We start from the raw sequence: 11,137 nt of genomic DNA on the forward strand, positions 1-11,137 counted from the left end.
AGGGGGGCAGGGGCTGTTCACCGCAGGGGTTGGTGGCGCGGATGTCCTCGCAGAACCAGTTGTTGTTCATCTGGTTAACCTTGTCGATCAGGATGAAACCCGGCTCGGCGTAGTCGTAGGTGGAGGTCATGATGGTGTCCCAGATGAACTGGGCCTTCAGGGTCCGGTAGATGCGGCAGGCCACCTTGCCTTCGGCGTTGACCACGTAGCCTTTCTGCACCGGGAAGTCACGGTAGACGAACTGGCTGGCGTCGTTCAGGTCCAGCTCCTCGTCCTCCACTTCCTTCTGGGTGACGGGGAACGACAGGTGCCAGTCGTCGCCGTTCTTGACCGATTCGATGAAGTCCTCGGTGATCAGCAGCGACAGGTTGAACTGGCGCAGGCGGCCGTCTTCACGCTTGGCCTGGATGAACTCGATCACGTCCGGGTGGTGCACGTCGAAGGTGGCCATCTGGGCGCCGCGGCGGCCACCGGCGGAGGATACGGTGAAGCACATGCGGTCGAAGATATCCATGAACGACAGCGGGCCGGAGGTGGTAGCGCCGGCGCCGGCCACGTAGGCACCGCGGGGGCGCAGGGTGGAGAACTCGTAGCCGATGCCGCAACCGGCTTTCAGGGTCAGGCCGGCTTCGTGGTTCTTCTCCAGGATGTCGTTCATGGAATCATTGACGGTGCCGGAGACGGTGCAGTTGATGGTGGAGGTGGCCGGTTTGTGCGCCTCGGCGCCGGCGTTGGAGATGATGCGGCCGGCGGGGATGGCACCGTTCTGCAGGGCCCAGACGAACTCCTTCATGTACTTGTCGCGCTTGGACTTGGCTTCCACCTGGGCCAGCGCCGTGGCTACCCGCTCGTAGGTGGATTCGATGGTGGCGTCCACAGGCTCGCCGGTCTTGGTCTTGAGCTGGTACTTGCTGCTCCAGATGTCCAGCGATGCGTCCTGCATTGGGATTGTTGTTACCACTGCCTGTGCTTTTGCGTTCATGCCACCCTCGTTCTTCGAATAGTACTGATTAAGGACGCGGGTCTGCGTCCTGCCCCTTTGTTTTGAAAGTCCGGCCCTGGGGGCCGCTGCAGTGATTGGCGCGCGGTTGCGGGGTTGTTGGTCCGCTTGTGTCCGTTTGCCGGCCTACCACTACATCTTGCTACCGGGCCCCACGGATGGTTCCGCCCGCCCGCTTGTGGAAAACGTCCGAAAACTCAAGTGCTGGCACACCTTAGCCGGTGGATACAGGGCCCTTTCGGGGCTTTTCCTGTGGATAGCTTTCTGGCGGTCAGACCCAATATGTTGTTACGTTTTGCGGCAGTATAACAGGATATAGTGGTCTGTGAAGCCATGAGCAACTATTGAATCGGCCCGGGCGCTTTGCAAAATTTATGAATTCAGGGTTGCAAAACCGCGCCGCCGCGCTAGACGAATTTCGGGTCTTGCTGGAATCGCACTGAAAGGGCACAACCACTACATCTTGTGGTTATAAAATCCCCAATACAGGGCAGGGGCGAGTGCTTTTGCCCGGCAACTATTCAGAACCTCAACAAACTGTGAAGCCTGCACGTCCATTACCTGTACCTGTCGCTAAAGTGGGATTGTGGGACAGTCCTATCGGGCCAGTGCCACAGGGAACCTCAAAAACAAAAGAAGGACGACAATAATGAAAGGCCTGAAGCAAACGCTGTTGGCGCTGAGTATCTCAGCGGTGCCCTGGGTGGCATCTGCCGAGATCCAGATGCTGGATGATACGGCGATGGGTAACATCACCGGCCAAGCCGGTGTGACCATCGAACTGGAAACCAGGGTGAACATCGACCGCTTCATCTATACCGATGAAGGTTCACTGGAAATCAACGACATCTTCGTGGGCGGTACCAGCCGCAGCGACCTGTTCCCGGAACTGGGTGTCAACCTGATGGGCAGCACGGCACAGGAAAGTGACCTGCTGGACAACATCAAGATCGAGATCGACCTGCTGGCTGACGGCGATGCCATCATCAACATCCTGCCCCAGACCTTCGGCGCGGTGGATATGCGCATTTCCACTGGCGCCACCCGGCTGGTGGGCACCACCGACAGCACCACGGTCTTCGATAACTTCCAGGCGGACATCCTGCTTGGCGGTGCCAACATCGAGATCGATGCGGCAACGGACGTGCTCAACCTGCGGGCGGACATCGCCATCGACGACCTGGACTTCGACGCGCCCTTCGTGGCCTTCGGCATCCGGGATCTGCGCCTGACCGGCGACACCTACGACCCGGTGCGGAACAAGAACATTCCGGACCTGTTCGCCAAGGTGGACCTGGACGTATACAAGCGCGACAACAGTCTGGGCAATGGCAGCCTGGCCATCGACCTGAACGAGTTCCGGGCGGATGTGACCATCGGCGCCATGTTGGTGGGTGGTACCTCCATCGGCAGCATGTTCGTGGACGACCTGGCGGTCACCAACACCGCCATGCTGGTGTACGGCCATTGAGAGTAGTGAAAGCTGTATGAAAAAGCGGGGCTCCAGGGCCCCGCTTTTTTGTTGCTGACTGGTTTATACCAGGGCCGCGGCCTAGCCCAGCAGCAGGCTGTCGTCGTCCACGGTGAGGCCGCGCTGCTTCTCGAACAGGGCCAGCAGGTCCTTCACCCCCAGACCCTTGCGCTCCTCGCCGGCGATGTCGAACACCACCTGGCCCTGATGCAGCATCACTGTGCGGGTGCCCACCTCCAACGCCTGTTTCATGGAGTGGGTGACCATCAGGGTGGTGAGCTTGCGTTCCGCCACGATGGACTGGGTGAGCTCCAGCACGAAGGCGGCGGTCTTGGGATCCAGGGCGGCGGTGTGCTCGTCCAGCAGCAGGATGCTCGACGGCGTCAGGCTGGCCATGAGCAGGCTGACGGCCTGGCGCTGGCCGCCGGAGAGCAGGCCCATCTTGTCCCCCAGGCGATCCTCCAGGCCCAGGTTGAGCTTGGCCAGGCTGTCCCGGAAGGCACCCTGGTAGCGGGCCTTGACGGCGCTGCTGAGGCCACGGCGCTGGCCCCGCTTGATGGCGAGGGCCAGGTTCTCCTCGATGCTCAGGCCCTCGCAGGTGCCCGCCAGCGGGTCCTGGAACACCCGGGCCACCCGGCCGGAGCGCTTGTGGGTGGGCAGCCGGGTTACGTCCTGGCCGTCCACCTCGATGCGGCCGCTGTCCACCAGCACTTCGCCGGCCAGGGCGTTGAGGAAGGTGGATTTGCCGGCGCCGTTGCTGCCGATCACGGTGACGAATTCACCCGGATTCACGGTCAGGCTCATGCCCCGCAGGGCCGGGTTCTCCAGGGGAGTGCCCTGGCCGAAGGTGAGCTTGAGGTCGGTTGCGCTGATCATGCTGTCTCCTCAGGCCCGCTTGCGGGCGAATCGGGCGCGGATGGTCTTGCGGGCACCCGGCAGCACGATGGCCAGGGTCACCAGCACCGCGGTGATCAGGTTCAGGTCCTGGGCCTTGAGGCCGATGAACTCCGCGTTCAGGGCGAAGGCGATGGCCAGCCGGTAAAGGATCGCGCCCACCAGGCAGGCGATCAGGGCCTTGAGCACGGTACTGGGGGTGATCACCGCCTCGCCGCCGATCAGCGAGGCCAGGCCGATCACGATCACGCCCACCCCCATGGTGACATCCGCCGCGCCCTGGCTCTGGGCAAACAGCGCACCCGCCAGGCCCACCAGGCCGTTGGACAGGGCCACACCCAGTACGATAATGGCGCCGGTGGCGATGCCCTGGGCCCGGGCCATGCGGGCATTGGCGCCGGTGGCCCGCATGGCCAGGCCGGTCTCGGATTTCATGAAGCGCCACAGCAGCACCAGGCCCACGATCGCAACAATGGCGAACAGCAGCACCGGCACCTGGTGGTAAGCCAGGCCCAGCTCGTACCAGGGGGTGAGTACGGTGTCTTCACTCAGCAGGGCCACATTGGGGCGGCCCATGACCCGCAGGTTCACCGAGTAGAGCGCGATCATGGTGAGGATGGAGGCCAGCAGGTTGAGAATGCCCAGCTTCACGTTGAGCAGGGCAGTGACCGAACCTGCCGCCATGCCGGCGATCATGGCAAAGCCGGTGGCCAGCCAGGGGTTCATGCCCTCGATGATCAGCACCGCGGCGACGGCGGCGCCCAGTGGGAAGCTGCCGTCCACCGTCAGGTCGGGGAAGTCCAGCACCCGGAAGGAAATATAGATACCGAAAGCCACCAGGCCGTAAATGAGCCCGGTTTCCACGGCGCCATAGAATGCAATATCACTGAGCATGGCGTTGGCTTATAAAGGTGAGTGAACCGGGGCACCGGGCCCCGGCGGGAATGCTGCGAGCGGCGGGGCCGTTACTCGCTGACCACCTCGGCGGCGTCTTCCACCACGGCGGCGGGCAGGGTGATGCCCATGCGCTCGGCGGCGGCCGGGTTGACGAACAGCGACAGCTCTTCGACGGTTTCCACCGGGATGTCCGCCGGTGCGGTGCCGGACAGGATGCGGGCCACCATGGCGCCGGTCTGGCGGCCGACGTCATAGTAGTCAAAACCCAGGGCGGCCACGGCGCCGCGGGCGACGGTGGCGGTGTCGGCGGCGAAGACCGGGATGTCGGCCCGCTCACCCACGGAGATCACCGCTTCCACGGCGCTGATCACGGTGTTGTCGGTGGTCAGGTAGATGGCGTCCACCTTGCCCACCAGGGAGCGGGCGGCGCCGAGCACTTCCGAGGTCTTGGTGGCGGCGGCCTTGACCAGCTCCAAGTCCCGCTTCGCCAGGCGCTTCTCCAGCTGGTTCACCAGCGCCACAGCGTTGGCCTCACCGGGGTTGTAGACGGTGCCGATGCGCTTGGCCTCCGGCATCACCCGCTGCAGCAGGTCGATGTGCTTTTCCAGCGGCAGCATGTCGGTGACGCCGGTGATGTTGGCGCCAGGGATCTCCAGGCTCTCCACCAGGCGGGCCTCCACCGGGTCGGTGACCGCCGAGAACACCAGCGGGATATCACGGGCGGCGGCCGCGGCGGTCTGGGCTGACGGGGTGGCGATGGCCACGATCACGTCCGGCTGCTCACCGACGAACTTGCGGGCGATCTGGGAGGCGATGGCGGCGTTGCCCTGGGCGCTCTCGAACATCAGCTCCACGCTTTCGCCGGGCTTGTAGCCCTGCTCGGCCAGTTCATCCCTGATGCCCTGGTGGACGGCGTCCAGGGCCGGGTGCTCGACGATCTGGGTAATCGCCACCACGGGCGGTTGATTCTGGGCCTGGGCGCCAGTGGCGAAGGCCATCAGCAGGCAGAGGGCGGTCAGGGCAGTGCGGACCATGGTTGTCTCCGGCTTGGGTTTGTTGAAAATAGCCGCGAATTTTACCACAGCGCTTTGGCCTATGTGTCGGATGACGGGCGCTTGCGGGGGTGATATTTTCTTGTCTGCCCGCGACTGAAATCCCACCGGGCCGGAATAGTTGTAGATGCGTCACACTTTGCCGGCGCCCGCTGTGGTGAAATGATGGCCCGCGCTGGCTGCGCCGCGCTCCGCGCACCGCATGCTCAACGGCGATAACTCTAAAAACAGCAACAAGGAAGGTCCATGGACACGACAACCAAGTTACCCCTGGAGATGATCTACCACTGGGAGACCGCCCGGGCGGAATCGATCTACATGACCCAGCCGATGGGCAATGGCGAGGTGAGGGAATACACCTGGCGCCGTGCTGTCGGCGAGGCCCGCCGGATGGCAGCCTACCTTAAATCCCTCGGCCTGCCGGAAGGCAGCCGGATCGGCATCATCTCCAAAAACTGCGCCCACTGGATCATGTCCGACTGGGCGATCTGGATGGCCGGCCATGTCTCGGTGCCGCTGTATCCCACCCTGAATGCCGACACCGTGAGCTACATCCTGGATCACAGCGAGTGCCAGGCGCTGTTCGTCGGCAAGCTGGATGACTGGGACAGCATGAAGTCGGGGGTGCCCGAGTCCATGCACTGCATTTCCTACCCCCTGAGCCCGCCCAACGATTTCAAGACCTGGGACGACATCGTCGCCAATTTCCCGCCGCTGGAGGAGAACGTCCACCGGGATGGCGAGGAGCTGGCCACCATCGTTTACACCTCCGGCAGCACCGGCCGGCCCAAGGGCGTGATGCTGAGCTTCGACAACCTGGCCTACGCCTCCGCCGGCGGCACCGAAGCGCTGGATGTCACCAGCAACGAGCGCATGCTGTCCTATCTGCCGTTGTCCCACGTGTTCGAGCGCTTTGTGGTGGAGCTGGGTTCCATGAACAAGGGCTTCCACCTGTTCTTCGCCGAGTCCCTGGACACCTTCGTGGAGGACCTCAAGCGCGCCCAGCCCACGCTCTTCCTGGCGGTGCCGAGGATCTGGATCAAGTTCCAGCATGGCGTGTTCCAGAAGCTGCCCAAGAAGAAGCTGGAGAAGCTGCTCAAGGTGCCGGTGCTCAACCGCATCATCAAGAAGAAGGTGCTCACCAACCTGGGCCTGCAGCACGTCAAGTTCGCCGGCAGCGGCTCGGCGCCACTGGCTAACGACATCCTGGAGTGGTACCGGGGCCTGGGCCTGGAGCTGCTGGAAGGTTACGGCATGTCCGAGAACTTCGCCTATTCCCACATGACCAAGCCCGGCCGTGCCCGCACCGGTTACGTGGGGGAATCCCTGCCCGGCGTGGACACCAGGATCAGCGAGCAGGGTGAGGTGCTGGTGAAGAGCCCGGCGACCATGGTGGGATATTACAAGGACGAGGAAAAAACCCGGGAGACCTTCACCGAGGACGGTTACCTGCGCACCGGGGACAAGGGTGAGATCGACGAGCTGGGCCGGCTCAAGCTGACCGGCCGCATCAAGGAGATCTTCAAGACCTCCAAGGGCAAGTACGTGGCGCCGGCGCCCATCGAGAACAAGCTGATGAGCCACCCGGACATCGAGATGGTGTGCGTGTCCGGCGAGAACTACCCGCAGCCCCACTGCCTCGTGATGCTGTCCGAGGATGCCCACAAGAAGCTGGCGGACGACGCCTACCGCAAGGAACTGGAGCAGAGTTTCTCCTCGCTGCTGGCGGATGTGAACAAGACCGTGGACCCCCACGAGCAGCTCAAGTTCATGGCGGTGGTGAAGGACGAGTGGAGCATCGAGAATGACTTCCTCACCCCCACCATGAAGCTCAAGCGCAACGTGGTGGAGAACGCCTACAAGCCGCAGCTGGACAGCTGGTACTCCAAGCGCGAGCCGGTGATCTGGCAGTAGGCGCCAACACGGGGTCAGAAGAAAGCTTTCTTCTGACCCCAAGCTCACGCCGACTCCAAACCAACCCCCCCCGGGGTCAGAAGAACGCTTTCTTCTGACCCCAAGTTCACGTTCCCGACGTGCTCACCAGCCGCTACGTTAGTCGAATTGGGCCCGGCCCCCGGCGGTTCTACACTGGAAACTCTGAACGGAGGTTCCATGAGCCAACTGGCCCGCTTCGAGAAACGTATTCACGACTGCATCCCCCTGAGTCATGCCCTGGGCATGAAACTGGAGGCCTATGACGGCCGCCAGCTGATGGTGAGCGCGCCCCTGGCGCCCAATCGCAACCATCAGAACACGGCTTTTGGCGGCAGCCTCTACGCCGTCGCGGTGACCGCGGCCTGGGGCCTGGTGGAGCTGCTGCTGCAGGATGCCGCCCTGGAGGGCCGGGTGGTGGTGCAGACCGGCGAGATGACCTATGTGGAGCCGGTGGATGACGACTTCTTCGCACTCTGCGAGCTGCCGGACGAGAGCTTCCTGGGCAAATTCCACAAATCCCTGGCCCGTCACGGCAAGGGCCGCATGGAACTCACCTCCCGGATCTACCGGGGCCAGGCCACTCTGACCCCGCCCGGTGAACCCCGCGCCATCTTCCGTGGCCGCTTTGTTGTGCAGGAAGCCCATACTACACCCGTACTCATGATCTGATTGACATCCCGTTCCGCATAGAATGCCCGTACGGCGAATCACTTCGCCAAAAAACAGTGCTATGCTCCGCCATATAAATGACACTGAATCACCAGTGCGATGGGGCCGACGGGTTTTAGAAGAATGACAACAGCGGATCGCAGAGAACACATAAGAACAGCGTTGAACGCCAAGGTCAGCGTGACCCACCCGGAGCTGGGGCGGCGGATTTTCTCCACCCGGGACATTTCCGACGGCGGCATCTTTATTGTGGTGGAAGACGAATACGCCCCCGCCCTCGGCGACCGTGTCGAGGTGCAGGTCCAGGGCCTGCCGGTGCCGGCCCCGGTGCTCCAGATGGTGGTGGTGCGCCGCAGCGTGGATGGTTTCGGCCTGCAGTTTGCGGACTGATTGGCAGCAGCCCCCGGCCAGACAGCGCATAATGGCGGCCGAGTCATTCACAGCTTCTGGTGCCGTAACCCCATGCTTTCAGTGCTTCCTTTCCACCGCATTGCCACTGTTGCCGGCCTGGTGTCACTGCTGACCACCCTGTCCGGCTGCGCCAGCTACTACAACCACTACGCCGTGTTTCCCGCCGCCAATTCCCAGGGCGAGGCCCGCAAGGTGCGCCTGAGCTGGCAGAGCGCCGAGTACCCCGGTTGGTGGTTTGCCGCCAACCAGGCCACACCGGTGACGGTGACCACCCAGTGCAGCAGCCGCGAATGGCGACTGATGGATGCCGGCCAGCGGGAAGCCGGGGAGGGCTGTGGCGAGGGCATTCACGCCTGTGGCGAACCCGGGCGCGACCAGTGGCCGGATGGCCAGGCCCTGGTCCGGCCCCGGCCCTGCATGATGCTGACCGATGCCGACGGCGCCAACAGGGTGGCGGACCTGGGCCAGCGGGTGGCGCTGACGGTGGCCTGCGTGCCCACCGGCACGGAGCGCACAGTCAACGGCGAGGTGGAAGGCACGGATTACCTGCGGGCGTCGGTGGTGCCCTACCAGGTGGCTGTGCGCAAGGCACCCCGGGGCAGCTTCAGCGCCCGGCCACCGGAGCTGGACGACGCGGTCTGCGACGCTGAATAGCGGCGACCCGTTCCCACTGTGTTTGTGAGGCGTGTCTCACCGCTACGTTTTGTTTCCCGAGTATAAGCCCGGTAACACTGTGTGGCATACGCGTTACCGTAAACTACCAAACTGTAATGGACTCTGGCGGCCGCCGGCGCACAATGGTAACCATCGATTTCTCAATTCCGAGGTGCGCCGTGGGTGTCAGTCAGAAGAAAGTCGCCGTCCATGATCTCCAGGTAGGCATGTTCGTGTCTGACCTGGATCGCCCCTGGCATACCACGCCGTTCCCGATCCAGGGCTTCTACATCCGTTCCCAGGAAGAAATCCGCTCCCTAACCACCCACTGCAAATGGGTCATGGTGGACGTGGCCGAGGCCCGCCAGACTGAAGACTATGAAGAGGCCAGTGCCCCGGCCTTCTCGCGCCGGGTCAGCCGCGGCAAGCGGGCGGATGTGCTGCAGCTGCCTCCGCTGCAGGTCAAGAACCCGGTCCGCTATGAACAGACCACCGACCTGAAGAAAGAACTCAAGGCCTGCACCGGTCTGCTCAGTGATACCGAGGATGCCCTGCAGCACGTCATCCGTCAGGTCCGCAGCAATGAGTTTCCGGACCTGCGGCCGCTGTCGGCGGTGACCCAGCGCATGGCCGAGAGCATCACCCGCAATCCGGACGCGCTGCTGTGGCTTGCCCGGGTACGCGAGCACGACGATTACACCTACCAGCACGCCCTCAACACCGCCATCTGGGGCCTGGTCTGCGGCCGACACCTGGGCTTGCAGCCGGGTCTGCTGAACCAACTGGCCCTGGGCTGCCTTCTGGCGCACATCGGCAAGGTGGAACTGCCGGTGGAACTGCTGGAGCAGGAGCATCGTCTCGACGCCGAAGGCTTCGCGCTTTACAAGACCTACGTGGAGCGGGGCGCAAGCAAGCTCGAGGAGGCTGGCGTTTCGCGGGCGGTAGTCAGCATCGTGCGGGGCCATCGTGAGCGTCATAACGGCTCCGGCTTCCCTGCGGGGGTGAAAGGTGACCGGATCCCGCTGCTGGCGAAGATCGCAGGTCTGGTGGACTGCTACGAGAGCCTGATCGCACCGCGACCCGGTTACACGCCGCTGTCGCCGGCCCAGGCGGTGGCGCATCTGTTCGAGCAGCGCAATGTGGAATTCCAGGCGGATCTGGTGGAGCAGTTTATCCAGTCAGTGGGCATCTACCCCACCGGCACCCTGGTGGAGCTTAACGACGGCCAGCGGGGCGTGGTGGTGTCCCATTCACCGGCACGGCGACTGTGGCCCAAGGTCATGGTGATGACCGACCAGCAGCACCAGCCGCTGCGCTCAGCCAAGATCATCAACCTGGCCACCTACAACGAGGAGCGTGAGCCCGGGGAGATGCTGCAGGTGGAGGGCTGCCTGCCGTTCGGCACCGACAACCTGAACCCCAACCAGTACGATGTCACCGGCGCGGAGTCCCGCTGGAGCCTGCGCAAGCTCGTGGGCGGCTGACCGGACCGGCGCCGCCGCTCTGCTTAAGAAGCCTGCCGCTGGCAGGCTTTTTACTGAATGATCACGCGGATCTGTTTGCGGACCCAGCGGTAGTCGCCCGCAGGCCGGAAGTTCACCAGAATCTCGCCCTCCCGACCGCTTTCACCGGCGATGAAGTAGTCCACCTCCGCACCCTGGGCATCGAAGGCGTGCACGACCACATCCAGCTCGTTGGTGCTGATGGCCTCCAGCTTGGCCAGCGAGGGCTCGCTGCCCACCTGGCGGATCTGGATGGAGCGTATGCCGGTGTCGGCGGCATCCACGTTAGCAGTGGAGGCGTCCAGGTAATAGCGGTTGGAGCGATTGTTGGAAATCAGGTCCAGTTCCCGGGTCAGGTAAGTGCGCACGTCATCCCGGCTGATGTCCTCGATGCTGCGGATGGCACCGAGGATGCGCTCGCGCTTGTTTTCCAGGTCCTGCCGGTACTCCACGTCCGGGTCCCGGTCCTGTTGGTTCTGGGGCGCCTCCGGGGCGTTGTCGATCTCGGCCTGGGTGGGCGGGTCCTCGCAGAGTTCGTCGCCCTCCGGGTGGAAGCAGATCTTGGCCAGCAGCTGGTTGGCGGGGGACGGCGCCGGGTCGGTGGCAGCGAAGGTGTTGCTGGCCACGGAGAAGTCGATTTCGCCATCCAGCG

General features: G+C 63.6%; 10 protein-coding genes and 1 pseudogene. 6 read left to right on the top strand and 5 right to left on the bottom strand.

From position 1 onward, the window contains the following. Positions 1 to 982 (bottom strand): ribonucleotide reductase N-terminal alpha domain-containing protein (locus R3280_RS13875; RefSeq protein WP_318999207.1); only part of this gene is annotated, 982 nt, incomplete at its 3' end. A gap of 667 nt (positions 983 to 1,649) precedes the next feature. Between R3280_RS13875 and R3280_RS13880 the strand changes: the two genes are divergently transcribed. Beyond that, positions 1,650 to 2,471, top strand: coding sequence for a DUF6160 family protein (locus R3280_RS13880; protein WP_318999208.1), 822 nt, complete (start codon positions 1,650 to 1,652; stop codon positions 2,469 to 2,471). An 81-nt stretch (positions 2,472 to 2,552) separates the two neighbouring features. Here the strand turns inward: R3280_RS13880 and R3280_RS13885 are convergent, their stop codons facing one another. From R3280_RS13885 to R3280_RS13895, 3 genes are all read right to left on the bottom strand, one after another. Next, on the bottom strand, positions 2,553 to 3,347 hold the full coding sequence (locus R3280_RS13885) for an ABC transporter ATP-binding protein (protein WP_318999209.1): 795 nt from the start codon (positions 3,345 to 3,347) through the stop codon (positions 2,553 to 2,555). 9 nt (positions 3,348 to 3,356) lie between these two features. Further along, complete coding sequence (locus R3280_RS13890) at positions 3,357 to 4,259, bottom strand: ABC transporter permease (protein ID WP_318999210.1); 903 nt, start codon at positions 4,257 to 4,259, stop codon at positions 3,357 to 3,359. A 71-nt stretch (positions 4,260 to 4,330) separates the two neighbouring features. Next, positions 4,331 to 5,296 carry an ABC transporter substrate-binding protein gene (locus R3280_RS13895; RefSeq protein WP_318999211.1) on the bottom strand — a complete coding sequence of 322 codons (966 nt, stop codon included), beginning with the start codon at positions 5,294 to 5,296 and terminating at the stop codon, positions 4,331 to 4,333. A 264-nt stretch (positions 5,297 to 5,560) separates the two neighbouring features. Here R3280_RS13895 and R3280_RS13900 point away from each other — a divergent pair, with 264 nt between their 5' ends. The 5 genes from R3280_RS13900 (at position 5,561) to R3280_RS13920 (ending at position 10,467) form a co-directional block, all read left to right on the top strand. Beyond that, on the top strand, positions 5,561 to 7,228 hold the full coding sequence (locus tag R3280_RS13900) for an AMP-binding protein (RefSeq protein WP_318999212.1): 1,668 nt from the start codon (positions 5,561 to 5,563) through the stop codon (positions 7,226 to 7,228). 198 nt (positions 7,229 to 7,426) lie between these two features. Then, positions 7,427 to 7,918, top strand: coding sequence for a YiiD C-terminal domain-containing protein (locus R3280_RS13905; RefSeq protein WP_318999213.1), 492 nt, complete (start codon positions 7,427 to 7,429; stop codon positions 7,916 to 7,918). 123 nt (positions 7,919 to 8,041) lie between these two features. Next, the gene (locus R3280_RS13910; protein WP_318999214.1) at positions 8,042 to 8,308 is read left to right on the top strand and encodes a PilZ domain-containing protein; all 267 of its coding nucleotides are present in this window, start codon (positions 8,042 to 8,044) and stop codon (positions 8,306 to 8,308) included. A gap of 72 nt (positions 8,309 to 8,380) precedes the next feature. Continuing rightward, entirely contained in the window at positions 8,381 to 8,983 is a 603-nt protein-coding gene (locus R3280_RS13915) for a hypothetical protein (protein WP_318999215.1), read from the top strand. 179 nt (positions 8,984 to 9,162) lie between these two features. Next, a complete protein-coding gene (locus R3280_RS13920; RefSeq protein WP_318999216.1) occupies positions 9,163 to 10,467 on the top strand; it encodes an HD-GYP domain-containing protein in 1,305 nt (434 codons plus the stop codon). A gap of 50 nt (positions 10,468 to 10,517) precedes the next feature. On the opposite strand, the pseudogene R3280_RS13925 reads toward R3280_RS13920, so the two are convergent. Continuing rightward, a pseudogene (locus R3280_RS13925) lies at positions 10,518 to 11,137 on the bottom strand (organic solvent ABC transporter permease); the annotation flags it as partial.

It is taken from the genome of Marinobacter sp., from assembly GCF_033722195.1.
GTDB lineage: Bacteria > Pseudomonadota > Gammaproteobacteria > Pseudomonadales > Oleiphilaceae > Marinobacter.

Excerpts from the sequence above, each read along its gene's own strand:
- R3280_RS13915 (WP_318999215.1), top strand. The coding sequence starts at position 8,381 with ATGCTTTCAGTGCTTCCTTTCCACCGCATTGCCACTGTTGCCGGCCTG.
- R3280_RS13910 (WP_318999214.1), top strand. The coding sequence starts at position 8,042 with ATGACAACAGCGGATCGCAGAGAACACATAAGAACAGCGTTGAACGCC.
- R3280_RS13880 (WP_318999208.1), top strand. The coding sequence starts at position 1,650 with ATGAAAGGCCTGAAGCAAACGCTGTTGGCGCTGAGTATCTCAGCGGTG.
- R3280_RS13890 (WP_318999210.1), bottom strand. The coding sequence starts at position 4,259 with ATGCTCAGTGATATTGCATTCTATGGCGCCGTGGAAACCGGGCTCATT.
- R3280_RS13905 (WP_318999213.1), top strand. The coding sequence starts at position 7,427 with ATGAGCCAACTGGCCCGCTTCGAGAAACGTATTCACGACTGCATCCCC.
- R3280_RS13885 (WP_318999209.1), bottom strand. The coding sequence starts at position 3,347 with ATGATCAGCGCAACCGACCTCAAGCTCACCTTCGGCCAGGGCACTCCC.
- R3280_RS13900 (WP_318999212.1), top strand. The coding sequence starts at position 5,561 with ATGGACACGACAACCAAGTTACCCCTGGAGATGATCTACCACTGGGAG.
- R3280_RS13895 (WP_318999211.1), bottom strand. The coding sequence starts at position 5,296 with ATGGTCCGCACTGCCCTGACCGCCCTCTGCCTGCTGATGGCCTTCGCC.